This window comes from Curvibacter sp. APW13 (assembly GCF_032337135.1).
Classification (GTDB): Bacteria; Pseudomonadota; Gammaproteobacteria; order Burkholderiales; family Burkholderiaceae_C; genus Allorhodoferax.
In genome coordinates this window covers 188147-213610 of sequence record NZ_JAVXZZ010000003.1, presented here as the reverse complement: position 1 = coordinate 213610, position 25464 = coordinate 188147, and the positions used below count along the sequence as shown (strand labels likewise).

Annotated in this window: 24 protein-coding genes and 1 riboswitch; of the genes, 14 read left to right on the top strand and 10 right to left on the bottom strand. The window is 65.7% G+C overall.

All coding sequences use genetic code 11. From position 1 onward, the window contains the following. The first annotated feature begins 6 nt into the window (after positions 1-6). Together mltB and RQP54_RS14270 are read left to right on the top strand one after the other, a co-directional pair. Positions 7-1149 (top strand): lytic murein transglycosylase B, encoded by a 1143-nt coding sequence (gene mltB / locus RQP54_RS14275; RefSeq protein WP_315679052.1) that lies wholly within the window; start codon positions 7-9, stop codon positions 1147-1149. 3 nt (positions 1150-1152) lie between these two features. Continuing rightward, entirely contained in the window at positions 1153-2595 is a 1443-nt protein-coding gene (locus RQP54_RS14270; RefSeq protein ID WP_315679051.1) for an SPOR domain-containing protein, read from the top strand. A gap of 34 nt (positions 2596-2629) precedes the next feature. Here RQP54_RS14270 and RQP54_RS14265 read toward each other — a convergent pair whose 3' ends face one another. Both RQP54_RS14265 and RQP54_RS14260 read right to left on the bottom strand, forming a co-directional pair. Further along, complete coding sequence (locus RQP54_RS14265) at positions 2630-3496, bottom strand: HDOD domain-containing protein (RefSeq protein ID WP_315679050.1); 867 nt, start codon at positions 3494-3496, stop codon at positions 2630-2632. An 86-nt stretch (positions 3497-3582) separates the two neighbouring features. Continuing rightward, on the bottom strand, positions 3583-4953 hold the full coding sequence (locus RQP54_RS14260) for a tryptophanase (protein WP_315679049.1): 1371 nt from the start codon (positions 4951-4953) through the stop codon (positions 3583-3585). A gap of 193 nt (positions 4954-5146) precedes the next feature. Further along, a riboswitch (cyclic di-GMP riboswitch) is annotated at positions 5147-5231 on the top strand. A 62-nt stretch (positions 5232-5293) separates the two neighbouring features. Here RQP54_RS14260 and RQP54_RS14255 point away from each other — a divergent pair. Next, positions 5294-5740 (top strand): hypothetical protein, encoded by a 447-nt coding sequence (locus RQP54_RS14255; RefSeq protein WP_315679048.1) that lies wholly within the window; start codon positions 5294-5296, stop codon positions 5738-5740. A 27-nt stretch (positions 5741-5767) separates the two neighbouring features. On the opposite strand, the gene RQP54_RS14250 is transcribed toward RQP54_RS14255, so the two are convergent. From RQP54_RS14250 to RQP54_RS14240, 3 genes are all read right to left on the bottom strand, one after another. After that, on the bottom strand, positions 5768-8206 hold the full coding sequence (locus RQP54_RS14250) for a ComEC/Rec2 family competence protein (protein ID WP_315679047.1): 2439 nt from the start codon (positions 8204-8206) through the stop codon (positions 5768-5770). 121 nt (positions 8207-8327) lie between these two features. Continuing rightward, the gene (locus RQP54_RS14245) at positions 8328-9233 is read right to left on the bottom strand and encodes a DMT family transporter (RefSeq protein WP_315679046.1); all 906 of its coding nucleotides are present in this window, start codon (positions 9231-9233) and stop codon (positions 8328-8330) included. 8 nt (positions 9234-9241) lie between these two features. After that, entirely contained in the window at positions 9242-9910 is a 669-nt protein-coding gene (locus RQP54_RS14240) for a ProQ/FINO family protein (RefSeq protein WP_315679045.1), read from the bottom strand. Positions 9911-10004: 94 nt separating this feature from the next. Between RQP54_RS14240 and RQP54_RS14235 the strand changes: the two genes are divergently transcribed. Next, a complete protein-coding gene (locus RQP54_RS14235) occupies positions 10005-11204 on the top strand; it encodes an EAL domain-containing protein (RefSeq protein ID WP_315679044.1) in 1200 nt (399 codons plus the stop codon). Positions 11205-11305: 101 nt separating this feature from the next. Further along, a complete protein-coding gene (locus RQP54_RS14230; protein ID WP_315679043.1) occupies positions 11306-12076 on the top strand; it encodes a hypothetical protein in 771 nt (256 codons plus the stop codon). Between the two features lie 75 nt (positions 12077-12151). Here the strand turns inward: RQP54_RS14230 and RQP54_RS14225 are convergent, their stop codons facing one another. The 4 genes from RQP54_RS14225 to RQP54_RS14210 form a co-directional block, all read right to left on the bottom strand. Beyond that, entirely contained in the window at positions 12152-12985 is an 834-nt protein-coding gene (locus RQP54_RS14225; protein WP_315679042.1) for an undecaprenyl-diphosphate phosphatase, read from the bottom strand. A 91-nt stretch (positions 12986-13076) separates the two neighbouring features. Continuing rightward, entirely contained in the window at positions 13077-14312 is a 1236-nt protein-coding gene (locus RQP54_RS14220; RefSeq protein WP_315679041.1) for an ABC transporter permease, read from the bottom strand. Further along, a complete protein-coding gene (locus RQP54_RS14215; protein ID WP_315679040.1) occupies positions 14309-15028 on the bottom strand; it encodes an ABC transporter ATP-binding protein in 720 nt (239 codons plus the stop codon). Before RQP54_RS14215 ends, RQP54_RS14220 begins: the two co-directional genes overlap by 4 nt. A 3-nt stretch (positions 15029-15031) precedes the next feature. Then, positions 15032-16384, bottom strand: coding sequence for an efflux RND transporter periplasmic adaptor subunit (locus tag RQP54_RS14210; protein WP_315679039.1), 1353 nt, complete (start codon positions 16382-16384; stop codon positions 15032-15034). Between the two features lie 147 nt (positions 16385-16531). Here RQP54_RS14210 and RQP54_RS14205 point away from each other — a divergent pair, with 147 nt between their 5' ends. The 9 genes from RQP54_RS14205 (at position 16532) to RQP54_RS14165 (ending at position 24485) form a co-directional block, all read left to right on the top strand. Then, the gene (locus RQP54_RS14205; RefSeq protein WP_315679038.1) at positions 16532-17821 is read left to right on the top strand and encodes an alpha/beta hydrolase; all 1290 of its coding nucleotides are present in this window, start codon (positions 16532-16534) and stop codon (positions 17819-17821) included. Between the two features lie 3 nt (positions 17822-17824). Next, complete coding sequence (gene trhA, locus RQP54_RS14200) at positions 17825-18445, top strand: PAQR family membrane homeostasis protein TrhA (protein ID WP_315679037.1); 621 nt, start codon at positions 17825-17827, stop codon at positions 18443-18445. Between the two features lie 125 nt (positions 18446-18570). Further along, positions 18571-18984 carry a DUF2306 domain-containing protein gene (locus tag RQP54_RS14195; protein ID WP_315679036.1) on the top strand — a complete coding sequence of 138 codons (414 nt, stop codon included), beginning with the start codon at positions 18571-18573 and terminating at the stop codon, positions 18982-18984. 31 nt (positions 18985-19015) lie between these two features. Beyond that, complete coding sequence (locus RQP54_RS14190; protein ID WP_315679035.1) at positions 19016-19306, top strand: 2TM domain-containing protein; 291 nt, start codon at positions 19016-19018, stop codon at positions 19304-19306. A gap of 14 nt (positions 19307-19320) precedes the next feature. Continuing rightward, positions 19321-20367 carry a sensor histidine kinase gene (locus RQP54_RS14185; RefSeq protein ID WP_315679034.1) on the top strand — a complete coding sequence of 349 codons (1047 nt, stop codon included), beginning with the start codon at positions 19321-19323 and terminating at the stop codon, positions 20365-20367. Beyond that, on the top strand, positions 20364-21155 hold the full coding sequence (locus RQP54_RS14180) for a LytTR family DNA-binding domain-containing protein (protein WP_315679033.1): 792 nt from the start codon (positions 20364-20366) through the stop codon (positions 21153-21155). Before RQP54_RS14185 ends, RQP54_RS14180 begins: the two co-directional genes overlap by 4 nt. A gap of 43 nt (positions 21156-21198) precedes the next feature. Then, the gene (locus RQP54_RS14175) at positions 21199-21789 is read left to right on the top strand and encodes a hypothetical protein (RefSeq protein ID WP_315679032.1); all 591 of its coding nucleotides are present in this window, start codon (positions 21199-21201) and stop codon (positions 21787-21789) included. 144 nt (positions 21790-21933) lie between these two features. Continuing rightward, positions 21934-23094: a branched-chain amino acid ABC transporter substrate-binding protein gene (locus RQP54_RS14170; RefSeq protein ID WP_315679031.1), complete on the top strand. Its 1161-nt coding sequence runs from the start codon at positions 21934-21936 to the stop codon at positions 23092-23094. Between the two features lie 251 nt (positions 23095-23345). Further along, positions 23346-24485 carry a branched-chain amino acid ABC transporter substrate-binding protein gene (locus RQP54_RS14165; RefSeq protein ID WP_315679030.1) on the top strand — a complete coding sequence of 380 codons (1140 nt, stop codon included), beginning with the start codon at positions 23346-23348 and terminating at the stop codon, positions 24483-24485. Between the two features lie 92 nt (positions 24486-24577). Here the strand turns inward: RQP54_RS14165 and RQP54_RS14160 are convergent, their stop codons facing one another. Next, positions 24578-25456 (bottom strand): MBL fold metallo-hydrolase, encoded by an 879-nt coding sequence (locus RQP54_RS14160; protein WP_315679029.1) that lies wholly within the window; start codon positions 25454-25456, stop codon positions 24578-24580. Between the last annotated feature and the right edge of the window lie 8 nt (positions 25457-25464).

Here is a 25464-nt window from a genome sequence, read left to right as displayed (position 1 = left end):
CCTGTTGTGAATCGCACCCTCCGCACCGTCGCTCTTGTTTTTATAGCTACCTGCGCAATAGGCGCATGGGCTGCACCCAAGAAATACCCCAACAAGAAACCCAGCGCCAGCCAGAAGGCCCAGGCCGTGCAGCAGCGCGTCGCGAAGGATCGGGCCACGCTGCTGGCGGCCATGCCGCTGTACGCCCAACGCGCCGATGCCCTGGCTGCCGCCCAGTCGATCGCACAGCGCCGGGACCTGAACCAGGCCTGGGTTGCCCACATCATTGGACAAGCCCGCTTCATGCCGTCCATTGCCCAAGCCGTGCTGCCGCCCAGCGGTCCTGGGGCTCGCAACTGGAACCTGTACCGGGAGCGCTTCGTCGAACCCAAACGCATCAATGCCGGGGTAGCGTTCTGGCAGAAGCACCGCGAAACCCTGGAGCGGGCCCAGGCGCAGACAGGGGTGCCGGCCGAAATCATCGTCGGCATCATCGGCATTGAGACCCTGTACGGCAAGAACGCCGGCGGCTACCGCGTGATCGACGCGCTGTGCACACTGGCCTTCGACTTTCCGGTCGCCCACCCCCGCGCCGCCCAGCGCACCACTTTTTTCCAGAGTGAGCTCGAAGCCTTCCTGGCACTGACTGCGCGCAACAACCTCGACCCGCTGAGCTTGCGCGGGAGCTACGCCGGCGCCATGGGCATGCCGCAGTTCATGCCATCGAGCTGGGAAAAATACGGTGTCGACTACGACGGCGATGGCAAGGTTGACCTCTACGGCAGCCCGGCCGACGTGATCGGTTCCGTGGCCAATTACTTCAAGGCCTTCCAGTGGCAACCGGGCATGCCCACGCACTATCCGCTGGAACTGGACCCGATTCGGGCCGACCTGGCCACACTCCTGCTGCCCGACATCAAACCCAGCTTCAGCCCCTTCGACATGGTGGCCCATGGCGTGCGGCTGGACGAGTCGGCACAGCGCCACCCCGGGGCGCTGGCCCTGCTGGAACTGCAGAACGGCAACGACGCCCCGCTGTACCTGGCCGGTACCGACAACTTCTACGCCATCACACGCTACAACTGGAGCAGCTACTACGCGCTCGCCGTCATCGAGCTCGGCCGCGCCGTCGCCAAAGCTATGCCAATGCCCACTGCCATGCAAAAATAAGCCATGACCGAACCCGCAGCCCTCCCCGATCGCACCGAACCGACCCTGGACAGCACCACGCGGGCCGACCAGTCGGATGAGTTGGCCACCACGACCATGCTGCGCGGCGCCATTGGCGCGGTCAACACCGACTACTACCTGAAGATCTTCACGCGCTTCGACGCCCAGGACCGGGCCGGCCCGAGCTGGAACACCGCTGCCGCCGTAGCCACCCTGAACTGGATGGTGTTCCGCAAGATGTGGAACGCTGCGCTGGCCTATGCCGGCATCGCCCTGACGGTGGCGCTGCTGGTTTTCGGCATTGGCAAGCTGGCATTCCATTACACGACGGAAGTGCAGTGGGCGCTGGCCGGCGTGTACGCGCTGTTGCTCGTGCTCATTCCCGGCCTGTGGGGCAATGCACTGCTGTTTCGCCAGATGCGCAGTGACATGGCGGGCGCCCTGTCAGCCAACCAGAGCATTGCCGACGCCGCAGCCATGCTGCTGTCGCGAGCGCCCACGCGCATGCGCCTGCTGGTGTTGGCGATGATCAATGTCGTGCTTGTTGGCTTGGTACTGGCACTGTACGCCTGGGCCCGGGACTTCCAGGGTCTGTCCGGCAGCAGCGCATTGACCGAGACCACGGCCATCGCCCCCCCTGCGGGCCCGGTGGCCAGCGGCAACCTGGCAGTAGGCAAGGCCATGGCAAACAACGCCCCAGCCGCCGCACCGGAAGCAGGTGCTGCTGCATCGGCCCCAGCGCGTGTGGCTTCGGCACCGGCAGCGCCCGCATCGGCAAGCCCTGTCGTACCTGTGGCCGCCCCCGCCCCCGCAGCCTCAGCACCGGCAGCCAAAGCGTCTGCTGCCGCCAGCGCGCCCAGCGCCGCTGCGTCGGCGCCTGCAGCAGCCGCATCGGCTGCAGCCCAGGGCACTGCCAAGGCGCAGCCACCCGCGCCGTCCCCCACCGCAGACAAGAAACCGGCCGAAGTGTCTGCGCCCAAAGCAGCGGCAGCCAAGCCCGCCACAGCAGCGCCGCAGCCCACGCCGAAGAAAGCCCCGGTCACCAGCAGTGCAGAAAAAGCCGAGGCCGCCAAGCTGGCACCGCAGGCCAGCGCCCGGGTGCCCCAGTCGGCTCCCCGCGCCGCGCCCAAAGCGACGTCGAGCGCCACTGCCGCTGAAAAAGCCCGACCAGCAGCCGCTCCCGATGCACCCGGTGTGCCCGCCGGGCAGTTCGGCATCAATGTCGGCGTTTTCGCCGACGACAACAATGCCCGCAATGCCTTCATCAAGCTCAGCGATGCCGGTTTTCCCGCTTACACGCAGGAGCTGCGCGGCAAACAGGGCAAGCTCACCCGCGTGCGCGTAGGCCCGTTCGACTCGTCGGCGGAAGCCGAGCGCAGCGCCGCGCGCATCCGCACCATGGGGCTCGATGCGCTGGTGTTCCAGCAAGGCGCAGCGTCACGCTAAGGGGTAGAGAACCGGCGACGCGCCGGCGGGCGCGTCAGACCGTTTCGCTGGCGAACTGGTCGTGCAGGGCGTCAGCCCAGACCGTCACCTCGTGTTCCTGTACGTGCAGCAATGCCAGGCCGGCGCTGCCGTGCAGCTGCCAGTCGCTGGTCTCGGGCACATGCTCGTACTGCGCCACCATGTGCTCCGTGACCAGCAGCATGGCCACGAGCTGGCGCACGGCCAGGGGAACACTCTCGTCCGTGAGTACCGAGAAATCGTGGTGCAGCCGCACTGCGAGGGCAATTTCAGGCGGCAGCAACCAGGTCTTGGCCACGATCGCGCCGACCACCGCGTGGTCGGTCTGGTGGGCGCCGTTTTCAACCTCGGTAAAGCTCTGCTCGGTGGCCGCCATGGCCGACTGCAACGTTGCTTCGTAGCCGCGCAGCCCCTTGATGAGTACCGGCAACGCGATGTGGCAGAACAGGCCACAGGTGTGGGCCACTTCGGGATCGATGTCGATCAGCTGGCGCGCCACATAGCCCATGGCGGTGGCGCGTCGTGCCGACGACAGCCAGAAGTGCTCCAGCAGCGGCGACTGCGTGGGAAAACTGCGCCGTACGACAAAGCCCGTGAGGATGGACACCGAATGCGCAACACCGAGCATGGCCACGGCATCGGCCACGGTGGATGCCGAGCGCGAACGGGCATAGAGCGGGCTGTTGGCCACCTTGATCAGCGCCGCGGCCATGGCGACGTCGGACGATGCCACCCGCACGATTTCACCGGGCTCGGGATCCATGCTGCGCAGCACGGCGCGCAGTTCCACCAATTGGCGCGGACAGGGTTCGATGATGATGTCCTTGAGCGGTCCGCGGCTGCGGGCCTGCTCCAGTTCACGGTGGACTTGGTCGACTTTCATGGCTGCTCCTGTCAGCACGCATTATGCGAAATCCCCCCTGCTGTGGAACAAGGCCCGGAACTATTTTTTCCACCGCATGACCCGGATCAAGCCCAATCGCACTCGCAGGTGAAATGGCGCAGGAACCTGGGCTGCTTGGTGATCTTCACCCCGCGGATGCTGGCCGCTTTCTGCTTCACCTCGGCAATCACCTCGGCGGCGTAGTCGAAGTGGCTCTGTGTATACATGCGCCGCGGAAAGGCCAGGCGCACCAGCTCCATGCTGTGGAAGGTCTCCACGCCGGAGTCCAGGCGCTTGCCGAACATGACCGAACCGATCTCGACCCCGCGGATGCCGCCTTCCAGGTACAGCGCATTGCACAGGGCCCAGGCCGGGTACTGCTCGACGGGCATATGGGGCAGCACGGTCTTGGCGTCGATGTAGACCGCATGGCCGCCGGTAGGCTTGACGAAACTCACACCCGCGACCTCCAGGCGCTCGCCCAGGTACTCGGCCGTGCGCAGGCGGTAGCGCAGGTAGTCCTCGTCCATGCCCTCCTCCAGCCCCACGGCCAGCGCTTCCAGGTCGCGACCCGCCATGCCGCCATAGGTGGGAAAACCTTCCATCATGATCAGGCCGTTGCGCACCGCGTCGAGCCACTCTTCGCTGCGCAACACGATGAAGCCGCCGATGTTGACCATGCCGTCTTTCTTGGCGCTCATGGTGGCGCCGTCGGCATACGAGAACATTTCCTGCACGATTTCCCTGATCGACTTGTTCTCGTAGCCCGGCTCGCGCATCTTGATGAACATGGCGTTCTCGGAGAAGCGGCACACGTCCATGATGAAGGGCTTGCCGTACTTCTTGAGCAGTGCAGCATAGGCTCGGATATTGGCCATGGAGACCGGCTGGCCACCACCGGTGTTGTTGGTCACGGTGATCATGCCGAAGGGGATGCGGTGGCCTTGCTCCCTGAGTACGGACTCCACACGCTCCAGATCGATATTGCCCTTGAACGGGTACACCAATGCGGGTTGCAGTCCCTCGGGAATCACCAGGTCCAGTGCCTCGACCCCGAGGTATTCGAGGTTGCCGCGCGTGGTGTCGAAGTGGCAGTTGTTGGGCACCAGGTCGCCGGCCTTGCACACGGCCGTGAACAGCACCTTTTCGGCCGCACGCCCCTGGTGGGTGGGCACGAAATACGGCATGCCGGTAATGTCCTGGATCACCTTTTCCAGGCGGTAGAAGCTGCGCGCGCCAGCGTAGCTCTCGTCGCCTTCCATGATGGCGCCCCATTGCCTGGACGACATGGCGCCGGTACCGGAGTCGGTCAACCAGTCGATCAGCACGTCTTCTGCGCGCAGCTTGAAGACATTGAGCTTGGCTTCCTCCAGCAGGCGCTCACGCTCGGCGCGTGTGGTCATGCGGATGGGTTCGATGCTCTTGATGCGGAAGGGTTCGATGAGGGTCTTGGGCATGGGGTATTCCTGCGGCGGGTTCTTGAAAGAGCGCGAAGGTAGCACCGCAAAAACAGGCATGGTGTCGGTTTAATCCAACAGCTGATCGGGCTTTGATGCGCATCAAACGCGAGCACGCACCGGCTGAAAGAACGCGCCCGGGGCCTGGGTTCGGGTGCTAGGCAATACCGCCACCGCACCCTACAATCCGGCCCCAGATCCAGGGCAAACCTGCCGTAAGGCAGGGACGCAAAGCCTCCGGTCCCAACCGCATTGCGGTGGATAGCGGGGTTGCCATTCTTCCAAGGGGAAGGGTGCTGCATGTGTGTGCCCATGGCTGGTCCATTTTCGGAGGCACCGCATGAAGCAAACCAAACCCTATGGCCGCGCGCACTGGACGGCGGATGAACGTGCCGCCATGGCGCAGGAAGCCGACATCGCACCGACACCGGAGCGGGAGCCGACGCCAGCGTCAGCCGCTACCACCCCCGACCTGTTCAGCCTCCATGCGACCGCGCTCGCACCCCGCCCCAGCGCCCTGCGCACGAACCGCTGGTGCGCTGGCTTGATCTACACAGGCCTGGGCATCGCGGCCCTGTGCGTCTTCGTCCTGGTGCGCGACAGCCTGCTGCTGGCGCAGATCCTGCAGCAGATGTCTTCTGAGGAGGCCGTGATGGTATGCAAGGAGGGCGCGATGCACTACGCCCGCAGCAACCCCCTGGACATGCTGCTGGGGCGTGGCCATTTCGTCTGCACCGAGTGGAGCATCCGGCGCAGCATGCTCTCGATTCCCCGCCCCTATTACTGATGTGGCAGCGGCAACGCCCCTAACACTTCAAGGTGCGCGGTGGTGCCAGTAGCGGCGCTGGCGGTCGCGCTCGCAGCCCATGGTGTCGGGTGCGGTGCTGACCCAGTGCATGGCACCGCAATGGGGGGAATCCGCCAACACGATGCCGCGCTCGACATAGCGCGCCGATACCGGCGCTGCCGGGTGACCGAAGCGGTTGCGGTAGCCCGCCTGCACCCAGGCAAAGCGCGGTTGCACGGCATCCAGCAAGGCCTCTGTGCTCGACGTCTTGCTGCCGTGGTGCGGCACCAGCAGCACATCGGCGTGCAGGTCGGCCCCGGAACGCTGCACCAGCGCGCGCTCCTGCTCCGCCTCGATGTCGCCTGCCAGCAAGGCGCTGTGGCTGCCGGCGCGGATGTGCAGCACGCAGCTCAGGGCATTGGGCTTGAGGCGGCCCTGCTGCACGTACTCTGCGGCGGTGGGGTGCAACACGGTGAACGCCACGCCATCCCATTCCCAGTGTTGCCCGGCTTCGCAGCGCTGGTGCGCACGCTGCGCCAGCAGCGGATGCGCAGGCTCCAGCGAACTCAGCAGTTGCATGCCCGGGACCATGTCCAGCAAGGCCTGCGCACCGCCCACGTGGTCGGTATCGCGGTGGCTCAGCACCAGCAAGTCGGGCTGCCACTGCAGGGTCTGCAGCAAGGGCACCATGACGCGGTGCCCGGCATCGGACTCCAGCCCGTAGCGTGGACCGGCATCGAACACCAGGGCGTGGTGGGCAGTGCGAACCAGCACCGCATTGCCCTGCCCCACATCGGCCGCCAGGAGCGAAAACGCGCCCGCCTCGGGTACCGCCGGGCGCCACAGCAGCAACGGCAGCACCAGCGGGAGGGCCTGCACGCGCATGCGCCAGGACCAGGGAAACACCGCCACCATGGCCCCCACACAGGCGAGCAGACCGATGCCGAGGGGTGGTCGCGGCCACCACCACACGGCCAGCGGCCACTGGGCCATGGGCTGCAGCACGGCATGCAGCGCCTGCGCCGCCAGGGCCGCGGCGTCCCAGGCCAGCGGGTGCAGCAGGCCCAGAAAGCTCAGTGGCGTGAGCACCAGGGTAACCCAAGGCACCGCCAGCAGATTGGCCAGCAGGCCCACCACCGACACCTGGCCAAACAGCACCACGGCCAGCGGCGCCAGGGCCAACCCGATCACCCACTGCTCCCGCAGCATGGAGCGAAAACGATCCATAGCCCTTGTGGAATTTGCTTTAGCAGCTCCTGAATCCGTAGCAAACAGGACACCCACGGCGACGAAGCTGAGCCAGAACCCGGCCTGCATCAGGGCCCAGGGGTCCCACAGCACCACCGCCAGGCAGGCGGCCAGCCACACCAGCGGCCAGGGCCAGCGCCCCCCGGTGCTGCGCACACCCGCCACCACCGCCAGCATGAGCACCGTGCGCTGGGCCGGCACACCCCAGCCCGCAAACAGCGCGTAGGCCCAGGCCAGGGCCACACCGCCCCACAGCGCCACCGTGGGTGCGGGCACCACCAGGCAGGCCTTGGATGAGCGCCGCCACAACCAGCCCAGCACCCGTGCGGCCAGCCACGCGAACAGGGTCACGTGCAGCCCGGAGATGCTGACCAGGTGGGCAATGCCAGTGGCGCGGTACACGTCCCAGTCGCTGCGCTCGATGGCGGCCTGGTCGCCCACCACCAGCGCGCTGATCAAGGCCGCAGCCGAACGCTCCGCTACCGCCGCCTGGATGCGCTCGCGCACCGCGAAACGGGCGCCATCGACCGACAGCCAGGGCGCTTCCTCCAGGCGAACAGGCGCCGGGTCGGCCACCCCGGCACGCACATAGGCACTGGCCTGCACGCCCTGCTCCCACAGGTAGAGCTCGTAGTCGAATCCGTGCGGGTTGACATTGCCATGGGGCGCCTTGACCCGCAGCCGCATCTGCCAGCGTTCACCGGGGCGCAGCGCCTGCGGCAGGCGCTGCAATTCCAGCCCACCGCCCGCGGTACCGCCCCAGCCGTGGTACCAACCCACATCCATCAGCGCCGGCAGGTCGACAGCCTCGCCCTGGGAACGCGCAGACTCCAGCTGCAAGCGAAAGCGCAATCCAGCGGCCTGGCTCTGGGGCATGCCGCTCACTACCCCCACGACATCGAAGTCGCGCCCTTCGAGCGCCGGTGGCAGGGCCGTGCTGGCAAAGCGGGCGGCGCGCCAGCCGGTGCTGGCAGCCCCCAGCAGCAGGCACGACAGGGCCAGCAACCCCAGGGCCACCCAAGGCCCCAGGCGCTCGGCGCTGCGGTGCCACCCGGCCAGCACCAGCCCGACACCGCCCAGCAGAAGCCAGCCCAGGTACAGCGACGCACTCCACAAGTCGGCTTGCTGCAACTGCAGTGCCACGCCCGCCAGCCAGGCCAGCGCCAGCACCGTCCCGCGCAGGGGACGCACAGATACGGTGGCTGGGGTGGAAGGCATGGGCCCATGCTAGCCCAAGGCGGTGGCGCGCGGCACCCCGCCATGTGCCAGCGGCTGCACTGCAGTTTGGAGTCGCTATAATTTCAGTAGCTGTCCACGCAATTGATATGCGGGCTGCAGCCTATTTTGACTCGACATCGCGACCACTGGGCTCGATGATGACCAGCGCAATGCCGCACACCAGCAACCCGGCCCCAGCCCAGAAGGCCGTGGTCGGCGTTTCCGAAAAAATCAGCCAGCCCAGTGTGGGGCTGAACAGCAGCAGGCTGAAGCTGCCCGCCTCCACGGCCGAAGCGTCACCCGCGCGGTAGGCGAAGAAGTAGCACAGGTAGATGCCGCTGGCGCTGAGCGCAACCACCGGCAGCAGCCACAGCATGTCCAGCGTGTTGGCCGGCAGCTGGAAGCCACTGAGCAATCCGAACGCCACCCAGCAGGCCACCTGGCTCCAGGTCAGCACGGCGATGGGGTGTTCCTGCCCGGTGTACTTCTTGAGCACCACGCCCAGCAGGGCTTCCATCAGTGCGCCGAACAGGGCCACCAGCGCGGCCATCTGGAACGCCGCAGCACCGGGCTGGAAGATGACCAGCACGCCGCCAAAGCCCACCAGCACGCCGAGCCAGCGCAACCAGTGCGGCTTTTCACCGAGCAGCAGCACACCCAGGGGCAGCATGAAGAGCGAGCCGGTCATGAGGTAGGCGCTGGCCTCGGCCAGCGGCAGGTGCGCCACCGCCCAGGCGGCGCACCAGGCCGACACCACGATGATGCAGGCACGCAGCAGGTGCAGTTGCGGCTGGCGGGTGCGCACCAGGCGCCCCCGGGTGGCCAGCGTCAGCGGTGCGAGCATGGCCAGCACCGAGCAGGCCTGAAGAAACAGCGTCTGCGCCGGCGTCGCGCCACCAGCCATGATGTGCTTGTTGCAGGCGTCCAGCACCGACCAGCAGGCCATAGCCAGCATCACCAGCAGCACCCCGCGCGTATTGCCCGACCAGCCTTGCCAGCGGCGGCGCGCCAGCGCGGCGAAACTCATCCCGACACTCAAGCGTCGTTGCGGCCGTTGCGCTTGAGCATGGAACGCACCTGGGTGGCCGGCACGCCGTAGGCAAAGGCGAACTCCATCACCGACTTGCCGGCGGCATCGAAGGCCTGCAGCAGGGCCGCGTCCTTGGCGCGCACACGCTCCACCTGCCCCAGCACCTCTTCCAGCGCCGCAGCCACTTCAGGTTCGGGCGTTCCGGCCAGGGCCAGGTAGTCGGTGCGGCCCAGGCCACTGGCCTGCACGGCATGGGAAAGCTCGCGCTGCAGGCGGCTTAGGGCATCGGGCTGCTTGCGCATCTGGCGACGGCGGTAGAGCTCGACCACGGCGCTGTACACGTGCTCTGGGGCCACCGGCTCCACCGCCTGCATCTGCAGGTCGTGGCGTGGTTTGGCACTGGCCATGGCCTGCAGGTAGCGGGTGGAGCGGGTGTGCACCGACAGGGCTTCCTTGAGTGCGGCCTTGTCAAAGGCATCGGGGTGGGCCTGCATCAGGTCCTGGAAGATGCCGCGCTTGAGCGGCAGGAATTCGGCGCCGAACAGCCCCGGGTACAGCGCAAACAGTTTTTCCAGCACCGGCATGGCCTGGGCCTGGCGCGCGTTGCGCGACTTCTTGGCCGGTGCGGCGGGAGCGGTGGCGGATTCGGGAGCGGTGGCGACTTCGGTACTCATGGGGCTCGTCAGACGAAAAGGGAAACTTTGGATTGTCGCATTTCAGGGCCACATGCCGCACAATGCCAGTTATCACGCCCCACAGGAAGATTGCATGCCCCCCACCAACACGGGACTCAACCGGGAAGTCATTCCCGCCCATACCCTAGTGTTCAGCACCGGAGACGCAGGCGATGCCGCCTACGTGATCGAGTCCGGCTCGGTCGAAGTGCTGGCTGGGCCGCCCACGGCCCTTCGCCGCGTGGCCACCCTGGAGGCGGGGGCCATGTTTGGCGAAGTCGCCCTGCTGGACCGGCAGAGCCGAACGGCCACGGTGCGCACCCTGGCCCCCACGACGCTGGTGCGCATCGACCGCGCCCACGTCGATGAGCTGCTGGCGCGCTCGGACCCCGTCATCCAGTACCTGCTGCGCCTTCTGCTTGAGCGCTACCGCAGCACCAGCGGCGCCCCCGGTGCCAGCGCCGCGGCGCTTCCATCCGAAGCCGCCCCCGGGGAAAGCGTGCACAGTGCTGCCGTGCGCACGCTCTCCTTGCTGCATGACCTGACCCAGGCGCTGGAATCAGACCAGCTCGCGCTGTACTACCAACCCTTGATCAACCTGCAAGACGGCCGGCGTGTAGGCTACGAGGCACTGATGCGCTGGCGCCACCCGACCCTCGGGCTGGTCAGTCCGGACGAATTCATCGGTCTGGCCGAGAAGACCGGCATCATCGCCCGCATCGGCCAGTGGGGCCTGCGCCGCGCGGCGCAGGACTGGCCCCGTCTGCGCGCCGCCCACCCGGACGATGCACCGCCGTTCGTGAGCGTCAACCTGTCAGCGCCGGAGCTGTGCACGCCGGGCATCGTGGAGCAGATCCACGCCTGCCTGCAGCAGTTCGACATGCCCATGTCGGCACTGCGCATCGAACTCACCGAAACCACGGTGGTGAACAACCTGCAGGCGGTCATCGACTCCATCGCCGCCTTGCGCGCACTCGGCTCCGGCGTGGCGCTGGACGACTTCGGTACCGGCTACGCCGGGCTGGAGTACCTGCAGAACATGCCGTTTTCGAGCATCAAGATCGACCGCGCCTTTGTCGAGCACATGCACACGTCGAGTCGCAGCTACTTCATCATCCAGTCCGCGCTGGAACTGTCGCGCAAGCTCGGCGTCAACACCGTGGCCGAGGGCATCGAGGACGCCCGCACCGCCGAAGCCCTGGCCGCCATGGGCTGCCACATCGGTCAGGGATACCATTTTGCAAGACCGATGCCGCTGGACGAGTTGGAGGCGCGGGGCATTCAGGAGCGCTAGTTCCGCGCCCTTGCAGGCGCGTCAACAGGTGCCGGTGTCATCCGAAGGAGAGTCGCGTGACAGTATTCAGGTGCTTACTACCGATCGCAGCAAGCTGTTGCATGGCCGCGGCACCGATGGCTGCCCATGCCGCCGATCTGACCTTGAAGCTCACCAGCTTCCCCAACGGCAACCACAAGTACTACCACCGCTTGCTCGAGGAATCCTTGAAGGCCGCGGGCCATACCGTCAGGATTCAGTCGCAAGGCAACCTGCCGCAGCCGCGCATCCTCGCCTATCTCGATGATGGTGACTTGACCTTGCACTGGATGCTGCAGACCAAGGAACGTGACGCGAAGTACGTGGTCGTGAACCACAAGCTTACGCAGGGCCTCATTGGCCAGCGCATCATGCTGGTGAGCAAGGACGATGAAGACGCCTATGCCAAGGTGAAGTCGCTGGAGGACTTCAGGGCCACCGGCAAGGTGGCGGGACTCGGGCAAGGCTGGTTCGATGTGGGGGTCTGGAACGAGAGCGGCCTGGGAGTCAGAGAGCAAGGCGGCGACTGGAGGAACCTCTACGCCATGTTGGCATCGAAGAACCGCGGCATCGACTACTTCCCGCGCGGTGCCATCGAGATCGTCGCCGAGGCCAAGGACAACCCCAACCTGGCGATCGAAAAGCATTTGATGCTGGTCTATCCGCGCGATTTCGTGTTCTACCTGTCCAAGGCCAATGCGGGGTTGAAGCCAGTGATCGAAGCCGCCCTGCGGCAAGCTGAGAAATCCGGCCTGCAGAAGAAGCTGATCGATGAAAGCTTTGGCCCGTCGATTGCGTCGCTGGGCCTGGACAAACGCACCAGGATCACCCTGAAGAACCCGAGCAACAACTGAGCCCACAGGGACCCCGATCGCTGCGCCGCCACAGGATGCGGATCAGACGCCAGCGATCATCCGGCGACAGACGACTCAAGCCGCCCAGGTGACGGTGCCGGTCCAAGCGGTACCCAACACCACCAGCCCAAAGGCAATGCGGTAGTAGGCAAAGCCCACGAAGCTGTGGGTGGAAATGAAGCGCAAGAGCCAGCGCACGCACAGCCAGGCGCTGATGAAGCTCACCACCAGCCCGACGGCGAACAGCGGCACATCGGCCAGGCTCAGCAGTGCACGCTCCTTGTACAAGCTGTACACCCCGGCCCCGATGAGCGTGGGAATGGCGAGGTAGAAGGAAAAGTCGGTGGCTGCCTTGCGCGACAGCCCGAGGAACATGCCGCCGATGATGGTAGCGCCGCTGCGGCTGGTACCCGGCACCATGGCCAGGCACTGCACCAGCCCCACCTTGAGCGCGTCCAGCGGTGTCATCTGGTCCACGTCGGTGATGCGGGCCAGGCCCGGGTTGCGCTTCTGCCGCGCTTCGGCCCACAGGATGATGAAACCGCCGAGGATGAAGGTACTGGCCACCACCGTGGGCGTGAACAGGTGCGCCTTGATGGCTTTGCCGAACAGCAGGCCCAGCACCACGGCAGGCACGAAGGCGATGAGCACATTGAGCGCGAAGGTCTGCGCCTGGCGCTCGGTGGGCAGGGCCACTAGGGTGTCGCGGATCTTCTGCCAGTAGACCAGGATGACGGCAAAGATGGCTCCGGTCTGGATGGCGATGTCGAATACCTTGGCCTTGTCGTCGTCAAAACCCAGCAATGCGCCGGCAAGGATCAGGTGCCCGGTACTGGAAATGGGCAAAAACTCCGTCAGGCCCTCGACCACGCCCATGATGGCGGCCTTGATCAACAACACAGCGTCCAAAACTCTCTCCCCGAAGAAAACAACATCAAAATCAGGCCACAGCCCGCACGGAAATTGCGCAAGCAGCTAGCAAAACAATAGCATCTGGATTCTACTCGTAACGCAGCGCCTGGATCGGCAGCAGCCGCGCAGCCCGGCGCGCCGGATAAAACCCGAAAAACACGCCCACCACACCCGAAAAGCCCACGGCCAGCGCCACGGCACCGGCACTGAGCGACACCTGCCAGCCGGCCAACTCGCCCACGCCCCAGGTGGCCACCGCCCCCAGCAGCACGCCGATGGCACCGCCTATCAGGCTCAGCGTCACCGCCTCGATGAGGAACTGCGCAAGGATGTCGATGCCGCGCGCCCCCACCGCCATTCGCAGGCCGATCTCGCGGGTGCGTTCCGTCACGCTCACCAGCATGATGTTCATGATGCCGATGCCGCCGATGATGAGGCTGATGCCCGCCACCGCCGCCAGCAGCAGGGTCATGACGCGGCTGCTCTCCTCCTGCGCCTGCAGGATTTCGGTGAGGTTGCGGATCTGGAACGGGTCTTCGCCCCCGGCGGGCACCTTGAAGCGCTGCCGCAGCAGCTCCTTCACGCTGTCTTCCACCGCCTTCATGTCCATGCCATCGCGCACCTTGACCGATATGGAGCCCACGCGCTTGAGGCGGCTGGTGGCGTCGCCGCCCCAGATACGGTTGCGCAGGGTGGAGAGCGGGATCATGATGGCGTCGTCCTGGTCCTGGCCCATGGAGTTCTGGCCCTTGGGCGCGAGCACGGCAATCACCTTCATGGGGATGTTGCGCACGCGGATGGTCTGGTCCACCGGGTCTTCGTCGCCGAACAGCTCGCGCGCCACAGTGGCGCCGATCCAGGCCACCTTGGCCGATCCGGCCAGCTCACCGTCCTCGAACATGCGACCGCTGGCAATGGGCCAGTCGCGCACTTCGAGGTAGTCATTGTTCACGCCGATGATGGTCGTGCCCCAGTTGGTGTTGCCAAACACCAGCTGACCGCTGGTGCGCGAGGTAGGCGCCACCGCCTGCACCTCGGGGATCTCCAGCTGGATGGCCTGGGCGTCTTCCTCGGTCAGGCGCTGGCGCGTCTGTGCGCCCAGCCGCACCCCGGCCTGCGACACCCCACCGGGCAGCACCAGCATGATGTTGGAGCCCAGGCCCTTCATCTGCTCCTGCACCCGTTGGGTGGCCCCATTGCCCACCGCCACCATGGTGATGACCGCCCCCACGCCGATGATGATGCCCAGCATGGTCAGCAGTGAGCGCAGCTTGTTGGCCAACAGGGCCCGCAAGGCGCTGCGCAGGGCGGCAAGGAAATTCACAGCGGCACCTCCGCCGACGCGCTCGGCCGCAGCGGCGTCTGGCGCACGTCTTCCACGATCTGCCCGTCACGGAACACCAGCCGGCGTTGCGCCCAGGCGGCGATGTCGGCCTCGTGGGTGACCATGACCACCGTCATTCCCTGCTCGTTCAGATCGGACAGCAAGCGCATGATCTCTTCACTGGTGTGCGTGTCCAGCGCACCCGTGGGCTCGTCGGCCAGGATGAGCGCCGGCTGGTTCACCAGCGCCCGCGCGATCGCCACGCGCTGCTGCTGCCCGCCCGACAGCTCCGACGGTGTGTGGTCACCTCGCGCGCCCAGACCGACGCGCTGCAGGGCCGCCTGGGCCTTCTGGCGGCGCTGTGCCGGCGCCACGCCGGCGTAGACCATGGGCAGCTCCACGTTTTCCAGCGCGCTGGTGCGCGGCAGCAGGTTGAACTGCTGGAACACGAAACCGATGCGCCGGTTGCGTATGCCTGCCAGCTGGTCCGGCGTCATGACCTCAACCTCTTCACCTGCCAGACGGTAGACACCGCTGCTGGGCTGGTCCAGACAGCCCAGGATGTTCATGAGCGTGGACTTGCCCGAACCCGACGCGCCCATGATGGCCACAAACTCTCCGGCCTCCACGGTCAGCGACACGCCACGCAGCGCGTGCACGGTCTGCGCCCCCATGACGTAAGTCTTGGTCAGGTCACAGGCTTCGATGAGTGCCATGGATCAGAATCCCATGCGCGGACCGGCAGCGGACTTGCTGGCACCGTTCCCAGGCGTGACCACCGCCGTCACCACTGTGGCACCCTCGGTCAGCACCGCGGCCTGTGGGCTGTCGGGCGGCACGATCAGTTCGGTGGCATTGCCATCGCTCACGCCCAGGCGCACGCTGTAGGCCTGAACCGCGCCGGAGGCATCCTGCAGGTAGATGCGGCCCCGGGTGCCCCCGCCCTGCCCCGCTTCACGCCAGCCACCGGTCGCCTTGTTCGGCGCGCTGGCGCCACCCTGAGGACGGCTGGCCGGCGCCGCCGGCTCCACCCCGGCAATGCGCACGCGCAAGGCCGCGTTGGGTACTTTCAGCACCTTGTCGCGCACGTCGGTCACCACCTTCACGTTGGCCGTCATGCCCGGCAGCAGCTTGCCCGCGTCGTTGGCAAAGCCCACCACCGCCACGTAGGTGACCACGTTCGCCACGTTGGTGGCGGCCTTGCGCACCTGCTTGATCTGGCCCTCAAAGGTCTGGCCCGGATAGGCGTCCACATTGAACGAGGCCTTTTGCCCCACCTTCAAGCGCCCCACGTCGCTTTCGTCGATGGCCGCTTCCACCTGCATGTCCGACAGGTTCTGGGCGATGATGAACAGTTCTGGCGCCTGCAGGCTCGCGGCCACGGTCTGGCCCTTTTCGATGGCGCGCTTGATGACGATACCGTTCACCGGTGAGGTGATGCGCGTGCGCGCCAGGTCCACCCGGGCCTGGGCCAGCGTGGCCTGGCGCTGCGCGACGTTGGCCTGGGCCGACTGCACCTGGGCCTGGGCCACGCCCACCTGCGCCTGCACCGACTTCAAGGCTTCGAGGCTGGTATTCACCAAGGCGCGCGCCTTGTCGGCTTCGCTCTGGGCAATGAACTGCTTCTCCACCAGACTCAGCTTGCGATCAAAATCGCGCCGGGCCTCGTCCAGGTCCACCTGGGCGCGCGACACCTGGGTCTTGGCGGCCAACAGGTTGGCCTGCGCCGTCAGCACCGCCGCATTGGCAGCGTCCACATCGGCCTGGGCCGAACGCACCCGGTACTCGAAGGTCTCGGGGTCGATCTGCGCGAGCAATTGCCCGGCCTTCACTTCGGAATTGAAGTCCACGTACAGGTCGCGGATCTGGCCGCTCACCTGCGAGCCCACGGTGACCAGCGCCACCGGATTGACGGCGCCACTGGCCGCCACCGTGGCCTGCAGGCTTCCGCGCTCGATCTTGGCCGTGCGGTACTGCACCGCCTCGGCGCCGCCCTTCCAGGCCCACCAGGCACCACCAGCGGCCAATACCAAGGCCAGCCCCGCACCCGCCCACCAATATGTCTTTTTCATGGGTCGATTGTAGGAACCGGCACCCTTTCCCTGATGTGCCACAGGTTGAGCACAGCGCTTGGGCGCAACCGGTCGCGGTTTAGGTCAGCCAGACTAAAGCGGCAATTGGCACGCGACAATTAATATACATGTGTGCACAATTGATGCATGACCAAACCTCGCCACCTCCGGCTCACCGACCTGCGCGGTATCAGCCAGCTTGCCGTGCAAGCCACCCTAGGCATAAACGACCTGGTGGAAGCCATGCACCACACCATCCTGGCGCTGCCCACGCCGCGGGCAAAGACACCCGCGCCCGAGCCGCACAACCGCGCGCACGCGGTCGTGTACCGCGTCTTGCAGAAGTCCAGCGCGGCGGTGTACGGCGCAGTGCGTGGCACCGCAAAGCTGGTGGGGGGCGGCCTGGACGCCGCACTGGCTGCCCTGCAACCCGAAATGGAGCACCTGCCCTCCACCCGGGAACGCGAAGCCATGCTGGCCATCGTCAACGGCGTGCTCGGCGACCACCTGACCACCACCGACAACCCGCTGTGCATTCCCATGGCGTTTCGCCACCAGGGGCAGGCACTGGCCCTGAACCGCGCGGCGCTGCGCCAAGCCTACCCCAAAGCGCGCAGTGAGCTGCTGGTGCTGCTGCATGGCCACTGCATGAATGACTTGCAATGGGCCAGCAACGACGCTGCCCCGGTGCACACCCTGGCCAAGCTGCCGCGCCACAGCACGGTCACCCTGCGCTACAACACCGGGCGCCACATCTCCCACAATGGCCGTGAATTGGCCGACCTGCTGGAGCAGCTGGTGCAGGCCTGGCCCGTGCCCGTGCAGCGCCTGCGCATCGTGGGCTTCAGCATGGGCGGGCTGCTCGCCCGCAGTGCCGTGCACTATGCGCAGGGGCACACCTGGCCGCAACAGCTGCACCAGCTCTTCTTCGTCGGCACCCCGCACCACGGCTCCATGGTGGAGCGCGCCGGCAACATGGTGGACCTGCTGCTCGATGCCAGCCCCTACTCCCGCGCCCTGTCGCGACTCGGCAAGATCCGCAGCGCGGGCACCACCGACCTGCGCCACGGCAACCTGCTCGACGAGGACTGGGCGCCGCATGACCGGTTTGCCGTACCCACCGACACCCGCACCCCCGTGCCGCTGCCCGTGGGCGTGGCCTGCTATGCCATTGCGGCGGTGGCACAGCCCGAGCCCGGTGCCTTGCGCAGCCAGTGGGTGGGCGACGGCCTGGTGCCCTTGTCCAGCGCCCTGGGCCAGCACCCCCAGAAAGAGTTTGACCTGGCACTTCCTCCCGAGCGCACGCGCACCTTCTTCAGCACCACCCACCTGGGGCTATTGCGCCAGCCCGAGGTGTTCTCGCAGATCAGTCGCTGGATCAGCGCATCGTCCGACACATTGCCCGATGCGTCGTCGCGCACCCCTGCCAAGGTCTGAACCATGTACCCCGGTGAACGATTCAACGCCATCAGCCATCTGGTAGGCGCCGCCCTGGCGGTCTCGGGCCTGTCCATCCTGATGACCTTGGCGGTGCAGCAGGGCAACGTGCTCAAGGGCATCAGCTTCGCCGTCTATGGCGGCACGCTGGTGCTGCTGTACGGTTTTTCCACCCTGTACCACGCCGTGCGTACACCCCACATCAAGGCCGTGCTGCAAAAGCTCGACCACCACGCCATCTACCTGCTCATCGCCGGCACCTACACCCCCATCGCGCTCATCACCCTGCAGGGTGCCTGGGGCTGGACCCTGTTCGGTCTGGTGTGGGCGCTGGCCATCACAGGCATGCTGCAGGAGCACTTTCTGGGTCGGCGCACCCGCAAGCTGTCGCTGGTGCTGTACGCGCTCATGGGCTGGCTGGTGGTGATCGCCTGGAAGCCACTGGCACTGGCCCTGCCCACGGCCGGTCTGGCCTGGCTGCTGGCCGGAGGCCTGGCCTACAGCGGCGGCATCTGGTTCTATGTGCAGAGCCACCGCGTGCGCCACGGCCATGGCATCTGGCACCTGTTCGTGCTGGCAGGCAGCCTGTGCCACTTCCTTTGCATGCTGCTGTACGTGGCCTGAAGGTCTCCGCCCGCGCCACGCAGCTGCATTTCGCGCCACGCCCTGTGCATTTCGTCGCACGGTGATGGCGCCAGAAGATGCCCGCAGGCACAGTGCCGTCCATCGACAGCCACTGAAAGCCTGCCATGCAAATGTCCCCCGTCATCGCCGTCCACCTCACCGCTGCCCTGGGTGCCGTGGTGCTGGGCCCCATTGCCCTGTATGCCCGCCTGGGGCCGGTGCTGCGCCCGCGCCTGCACCGCGCCATGGGGTACGCCTGGGTCACGCTCATGGTGCTCACCGCCGCGTCGGCACTGTTCATCCGTGACTACCAGTTGCCCAACATCGCCGGCTACACCCCCATCCACCTGCTGGTACCGCTCACGGCCTTCGGCCTGACCGCCTCCTTCATGGCACTGGCCCGCCGCGACTATGCCAAGCACCAGCGCTTCATGCAGCGCCTGTACCGCGATACCTGCCTCATTGCCGGGGCCTTCACCCTGCTGCCCAGCCGCTACCTGGGCCAGTTGGTCTGGGGCCAGTGGCTCGGTCTGATCTGAACTGAATCTTCAACCACCCAGGAGTTCCACCATGCAACCCTTCCCCATGCCCCTGAGCCCCGACCAGGAGAAGCTGGCCCGCCGCCGCGCCGCGGCCAAGATGGGCTGGTACACCCATGCCACCGTGTTCGTGCTCGTCAATCTGCTGTTACTGTTGAAATCGAGTGTTTCCGGTCACCACTGGGCCATCTATCCTGCCTTTGGCTGGGGCATCGGGCTGCTGGTGCATGGCTTCGTGGTATTTTTCGGCTCTGCTGGCGGCTTCGGTCTGCGCCAGTCCCTGCTGGAGCGCGAGCGCCAGCGCCTGCTCAACGACCGTTAGTGAAACCACCTTCCATGCGCCCCTGGCTGCCCAACCTGCACGGCTCTGCCCTCAGCCACCTGTTGCCCACGGTGGTGCTCAACACCGTCATTGCCCTGGGCATCACCGTCTTCGGGGAGGAATCGTTCCTGACCAATTGGGTGTACTCCCAGTGCATCGGACTGCTGATTGGCTCGTTCAATCACCTGGGCATCCGCTGGTTCATCCGCGACTGGGATTCGCAGTGGCGCCGGATCGCCCTGGTGGTGCCCGTGGGCTCCGTGCTGGGGTTCATCGCCGGTGTGGCGCTAGGCGACACGTTGCTGGGCCACCACAGCATGGAATACTGGACCCGCGACCCGCGCAAGGCCTGGGGCTTTTTGGTGCTGAGCCTGGTCTGCGGCATCGTCATCACCCACTTCTTCGCCAGCCGCGCGCAACTCGCCCGCGCTCGGGAAAGTGCCGAGATAGCCCGTCGCCAGGCCGCCGAGGCGCAGCTGCGGCTGCTGCAGTCGCAGCTGGAGCCGCACATGCTGTTCAACACGCTGGCCAACCTGCGGGTACTCATCGGACTGGATGCCGAACGGGCCCAGCACATGCTGGACCACCTGGTGAACTACCTGCGCGCCACGCTCGATGCCTCACGCGCCACCGAACACAGCCTGCAGCAGGAATTCGACCGCCTGCGCGACTACCTGGAGCTGATGGCCGTGCGCATGGGCGCGCGCCTGCGCTACCGTCTGGACCTGCCGGAGGATCTGGCCGCGCACCCGGTCCCACCACTGTTGTTGCAGGCCCTGGTGGAGAACGCCATCCAGCACGGGCTGGAGCCCAAGGTCGACGGCGGGGAAGTGCGGGTGAGCGCCCAGCGAACCGGCAATACCCTGGCGCTGGAAGTCTTGGACACCGGCATCGGCAGCCGCACCGACCTCAATGCGCCTGGCGCGAACCGGCGGGGCTTCGGCGTGGAGCAGGTACGCGAGCGCCTGGCAACCCGCTACGGCAACGCAGCCGCTATTGTTTTCGAAGCACCCCACGCAGGTGGTACGCGGGCCAACATCACAATTCCCCTACAAGCATGAGCACAGCCCTGATCGCGGAAGACGAACCCCTGCTGGCGGCCAGCCTGCAGGCCGAGCTGGCCCGCCTGTGGCCGGACCTGCGCATAGTCGCCTCGGTGGGCGACGGCGCCAGCGCCGTGGAGCAGGCCCTGGCGCTGCAGCCCGAGGTGCTGTTCTTCGACGTGCGCATGCCTGCACTCTCCGGCCTGGAAGCCGCCGCCGAACTGGCCGACCGCTGGGATACCGCGGCCCGCCCGTTCCCCGCACTGGTGTTCGTCACCGCCTACGACCAGTACGCCGTGGCAGCCTTCGAAGCCCAGGCGCTGGACTACGTGCTCAAGCCCGTGCAGACCGCGCGGCTGCGCAAGACGGTGGAGAAGCTGCAGGCCGCGCTGGCGCACCGCGCGCCGGCCAGCGCCGACTTTGATGCCACGCTGGCAAAACTGCGCAGCATGCTCGCCCCTGCAGCGGCGCCGCCGGTGGCCCGAAGCACCCTGCTGCAGGCCAGCGTGGGCAACCAGATCCACATGGTGCCGGTCGCCGAGGTGCTGTACTTCGAAGCTGCCGACAAGTACGTGCGTGTGCTCACCGCCGAGCGCGAGTACCTGCTGCGCACGCCGCTCAAGGACCTCATGGCCCAACTCGACCCGGAGCAGTTCTGGCAGGTGCACCGCGGCACCTTGGTGCGTGCCACCGCCATCGACCGCGTGGTGCGCGACGAAAGCGGCAAGCTGCGCCTGTACCTGCGCCAGCGGGCCGAAACCCTGGTCGTGAGCCGCCTTTACGCCCACTTGTTCAAGGCGCTGTAGCGGATACGATGCGGGCTTTGCGCACTGCCAGACAACGCCAGCCATGACCATCAGCTACACCACCGTGATCAATCGCCTGCCCGAAACCAAGCTGCGGCTGTACCCCACCAAGGTCATCAACATCATTGGCGGGCCCGGATGCGAGAAGTCGCTCGTCGCTGCCGCCATCAAGGTCTACCTGAACGTGCACGGCAAGACCGTCGAAGGCATACCCGACTTCGCCAAGACCCTGGTCTGGCAACAGAACTACGAAGTGCTCAAGAACCAGTACTTCATCGCCCAGCGCCAGTTCGAGATGCTGAGCCTGGTCGACGGGCAGGTGCAGTTCCTGCTCAACGAGTGCTCGCTGCCGCAGGTCATGTACTACAACGAAACCTACCCGGACAACATCTGCGACATCGCCAAGACGCGCGAGCAGATCCTGGAATGGCACGGCCAGTTCGACAACATCAACCTGCTGGTGGAGCGTAGCGACCGCAAGTACGTGCACACCGGCCGCTTCCAGGACGAGGAGCAAGCCCGCACGGTAGACCGCGGACTGCGCGCCCTGCTGGAGCGGGAAGGCTTGCCGTTCACCACCGTGACGCCCAGCGTGGACGCAGTCAACGCCTTGGCCCAGTCGCTCATTGCCTGATGCATTGCAAGCCCAATACGGGTCGCTGCGCCGCGGTGTGAAATAGTTCCGCACCGCAACGCCGGCTATTAGGGTAAATCCGGTCATCGGCCGGACCGGCGGGCGGATAGAGTCACGCACCCTTTTCTGTTCCCCAAAACTGCCATGACCCAGACACCATCCCGTCGTACGTCGTTGGCGTTGCTTGCTGCCCTTACCCTCTTGGGCTCTGCCTCTCTGACTGGCTGCAACAGCGCTCCCTCCACCATCAAGATCGGCGTTGCCCAGCCGCTTTCCGGCCCCCTTGCCGCCTTGGGCAAGGACATGCTCAACGGCGTCGAACTCGCCGTGGAAGAACTCAACAAGGAAGGCTTCCAGATCAAGGGCAAAATCGTCAAGCTCGAAGTCGTTGCCGTGGACGACCACGCTGACGCCAAGGCCGGCGTCGATGCCGCCAAGCAGCTCGTCGATGCGGGCGTATCGGTCGTCATCGGCCACCTGAACTCGGGCGTCAGCATCGCTGCTGCGCCCATCTATGCCGAAAAGAGCATTCCCCAGCTCGCCATCTCGACCAACCCCAAGTACACCGAACTGGGCCTGCCCACCACGCTGCGCCTGGTGGCCAACGACAAGCTGCAGGCCAAGGCCATCGGCAGCTTCTCGGCCTCGCAGTTCCCGGCCACGCGCTACGCCACCGTGGACGACGGCACGCCTTACGGCAAGGACCTGGCCGCTGGTGCCGCTTCCGAGCTGACCAAGGCCAAGAAAGAAATCGTTGCGCAGGGTACGTTTGACGAAAAGACCGTCAAGTTCGACGAGTTCGCTGCCAAGCTCAAGGAAGCCAAGGCCGAAGCGCTGATCTCCACGCTCAGTGACTTCCAGCTGGTCGCGCTGCTGGAAGCCCTGGGCAAGATCGACTACAACCGCATCACCGTGCTCGGCGCCGACACCGTCAAGACACCCGACATGCTCAAGGGTGCCGGACTGGCCTCTTCGTTGTACGTCACCTCACCGATCCTGGAGCCGCGTGAATTCCCGGCTGGCAAGGCCTTCCTGGACCGCTACCGCACCAAGTTCCAGACCGTCCCGGCCTACGCTGGCCACTACTCCTACGACGCCACCTTTGTGGTTGCGTCCGCCATCAAGCGCGCCGAAAGCGGCAAGCCCGAAGCGATCCTGCAGGCACTGCGCAAGATCGACGGCTATGCCCCGGTCACCGGCTCCATGAAGTGGGACGACAAGGGCGAGCAGCGCTACGGCGTCATCGGCGTGTACCAGGCCCGCGGCGGCAACTGGGAATCGCGCGTGCGCTCCGATTCCTGGTAATTGGCACGACCATTGCAAGGATCAACACTGCACCACACAAGGGTGCAGTTTCCTGCGTCAACGCCGACCCGCGTTGGTGCGTTTTACGCGAACCTTACAAACCAAAAAGGTGCCATCGAAAAAGCCGCTTCAATCCCCTAACTTTCATCCCCCAATTGGTAACTACCCTTACGTTTATCAACGGAAGAATCGGTTATCGTGTCATGTGTGAGCAACACAATTAGCGCTCATCTTTTTTATTGGAGTTTTCTATGCAATTGAAATTGAAAGTCACCGCAGTCGCTGCCCTGGCACTGACCACCGGCTTTGCCTTCTCGCAAGAAGTTGTGACCATCGGCCACGTGGGCCCCACCAGTGGTGCCATCGCCCACTTGGGCAAGGACAATGAAAACGGCGCCGTGCTGGCCATCGAAGAGCTGAACAAGAAGGGCGTGACCATCGGTGGCAAGAAGGTGACCTTCAAGCTGCAAGCCGAAGACGACGCTGCTGACCCCAAGCAAGGCACCGCTGTTGCCCAGAAGCTGGTTGACGCCAAAGTGCAAGGCGTTGTGGGCCACCTGAACTCCGGTACCACCATCCCCGCTTCGCGCATCTACAACGATGCCGGCATCCCCCAGATCTCTCCCTCCGCTACCAACCCCAAGTACACCCGCCAAGGCTTCAATACCGCCTTCCGCATGGTGGCTGACGACGCCATCCTCGGCGGCGTGATGGGCAAGTACGCTGTGAAGGAACTCAAGGGCAAGAACATCGCCGTGATCGACGACCGTACCGCTTACGGTCAAGGCGTGGCTGAAGAGTTCGCCAAGGCTGTGACCGCTTCCGGCGGCACCGTGGTGGCCAAGGAATTCACCACCGACAAGGCTACCGACTTCAACTCCATCCTGACCAACATCAAGGGCAAGAACGCTGACATCGTGTTCTTCGGTGGTATGGACGCCGTTGCCGGCCCCATGCTGCGCCAGATGAAGGCCCTGGGCATCAATGCCAAGTTCATGGGTGGCGACGGTATCTGCTCCATGGAGCTGGTGAAGCTGGCTGGCGACGCTGCTGGCGACAACAAGGTGTTCTGTGCTGAAGCCGGTGGTGTCGAAGGCGCCCAAAAGGCTGGCATGGACGCATTCAAGAAGAAGTTCAAGGAACGCTTCAAGACCGACGTGCAGGTGTACGCTCCCTACGTGTATGACGCTGTCAACGTGATGGTTGCCGCCATGGTCAAGGCCGGTTCGTCTGAACCCGCCAAGTACCTGCCTGCTCTGGCTGCCACCAAGGACTACAAGGGCGTGACCGGCGACATCTCCTTCGACAAGAAGGGTGACCTGACCGCTGGTACCTTGACTCTGCGCACCATCAAGGGCGGCAAGCTCGAAGAACTGGCTGTGATCAAGTAATCACCCGGTTCAGCCACTGGCGCAAGCCGGTGGCACCCAAAAAAAAAACGCACCCCACGGTGCGTTTTTTTATGCCCGCTCCATTCCCGCCTTCAGGGCACCCAGCGCGGGAAGTAGCCCAGCACATCCTGCACCACGCTGTCATGTGCCGGTATCACCTGCAGCTCCGGCTCGGTGCGCATGAGTTGCTGCACCTGCTCCAACGATTGCTGCGTGGCCGGCCCATCACCATCGACCAGCTTGCTTGCCAACCAGAATTTCGGCGCAGCCTGCTCCAGGGCCTCGCGCGTCCAGGCCACGTCGCCAATCAGGAAGTAGCGGCGTCCCGAATCCACGGTCACGAACAGGCCCACTGACCCGGGGGTATGCCCCGGCATGGGCACCAGCACCACGGCACCATCACCGAAAAAGTCCAGGCTGCGGGGATAGCCCCGGTAAGGCTTGTCCGTGAACACGAGAGGCTCCCAGGCAATGGACGAAGCACCCACCTGGCTCGGCCACGCGGTACCCACACCCGCGCGCGCCTGGGTGATGCGCTGCATCTCCTCCTGCGCCACCGCCACGCGCACGCCGGAGAAGTCCGGGATGCCGCTGGCATGGTCCCAGTGGCTGTGGCTCAGCACCACCCGCTCCAAGTTCGCGATGCCCGCCTTGTGCAGTTGGTCCACCGCCGGGCGGATGGGCTGTTCATAGCCGAACGCCAGCCGCGCCCACACGGGCATGTCCTGCCGGTGCTGGGCATCGATCCCGCGCCCCAGCCCGGTATCGAACAGCATGTAGCGTGACCCGTGCTTGACGAGAAATGCCGAGAAATTCGCCGCACGCGTGCGCAGCACACTGCCGCCCGGCACCAGGGTCGCCTCCACCGCCTGCGCCTGGCCGGTCTGCACAATTGACAGCCCTACCCTGGGCTCCTGAGCGCCCGCGCGCAGCACGACCCATGCTGCCATCACCACCAACCATCGTTTCACGTCCTGAC

Coding starts and splice junctions, on each gene's coding strand:
- RQP54_RS14185 (WP_315679034.1), top strand. CDS start 19,321: ATGCGCCCCTGGCTGCCCAACCTGCACGGCTCTGCCCTCAGCCACCTG.
- RQP54_RS14240 (WP_315679045.1), bottom strand. CDS start 9,910: ATGAGTACCGAAGTCGCCACCGCTCCCGAATCCGCCACCGCTCCCGCC.
- RQP54_RS14245 (WP_315679046.1), bottom strand. CDS start 9,233: ATGAGTTTCGCCGCGCTGGCGCGCCGCCGCTGGCAAGGCTGGTCGGGC.
- RQP54_RS14195 (WP_315679036.1), top strand. CDS start 18,571: ATGCAAATGTCCCCCGTCATCGCCGTCCACCTCACCGCTGCCCTGGGT.
- RQP54_RS14260 (WP_315679049.1), bottom strand. CDS start 4,953: ATGCCCAAGACCCTCATCGAACCCTTCCGCATCAAGAGCATCGAACCC.
- RQP54_RS14270 (WP_315679051.1), top strand. CDS start 1,153: ATGACCGAACCCGCAGCCCTCCCCGATCGCACCGAACCGACCCTGGAC.
- RQP54_RS14215 (WP_315679040.1), bottom strand. CDS start 15,028: ATGGCACTCATCGAAGCCTGTGACCTGACCAAGACTTACGTCATGGGG.
- RQP54_RS14210 (WP_315679039.1), bottom strand. CDS start 16,384: ATGAAAAAGACATATTGGTGGGCGGGTGCGGGGCTGGCCTTGGTATTG.
- RQP54_RS14180 (WP_315679033.1), top strand. CDS start 20,364: ATGAGCACAGCCCTGATCGCGGAAGACGAACCCCTGCTGGCGGCCAGC.
- trhA (WP_315679037.1), top strand. CDS start 17,825: ATGTACCCCGGTGAACGATTCAACGCCATCAGCCATCTGGTAGGCGCC.
- RQP54_RS14265 (WP_315679050.1), bottom strand. CDS start 3,496: ATGAAAGTCGACCAAGTCCACCGTGAACTGGAGCAGGCCCGCAGCCGC.
- RQP54_RS14170 (WP_315679031.1), top strand. CDS start 21,934: ATGACCCAGACACCATCCCGTCGTACGTCGTTGGCGTTGCTTGCTGCC.
- RQP54_RS14175 (WP_315679032.1), top strand. CDS start 21,199: ATGACCATCAGCTACACCACCGTGATCAATCGCCTGCCCGAAACCAAG.
- RQP54_RS14250 (WP_315679047.1), bottom strand. CDS start 8,206: ATGCCTTCCACCCCAGCCACCGTATCTGTGCGTCCCCTGCGCGGGACG.
- RQP54_RS14205 (WP_315679038.1), top strand. CDS start 16,532: ATGACCAAACCTCGCCACCTCCGGCTCACCGACCTGCGCGGTATCAGC.
- RQP54_RS14190 (WP_315679035.1), top strand. CDS start 19,016: ATGCAACCCTTCCCCATGCCCCTGAGCCCCGACCAGGAGAAGCTGGCC.
- RQP54_RS14165 (WP_315679030.1), top strand. CDS start 23,346: ATGCAATTGAAATTGAAAGTCACCGCAGTCGCTGCCCTGGCACTGACC.
- RQP54_RS14235 (WP_315679044.1), top strand. CDS start 10,005: ATGCCCCCCACCAACACGGGACTCAACCGGGAAGTCATTCCCGCCCAT.
- RQP54_RS14230 (WP_315679043.1), top strand. CDS start 11,306: ATGGCCGCGGCACCGATGGCTGCCCATGCCGCCGATCTGACCTTGAAG.
- RQP54_RS14255 (WP_315679048.1), top strand. CDS start 5,294: ATGAAGCAAACCAAACCCTATGGCCGCGCGCACTGGACGGCGGATGAA.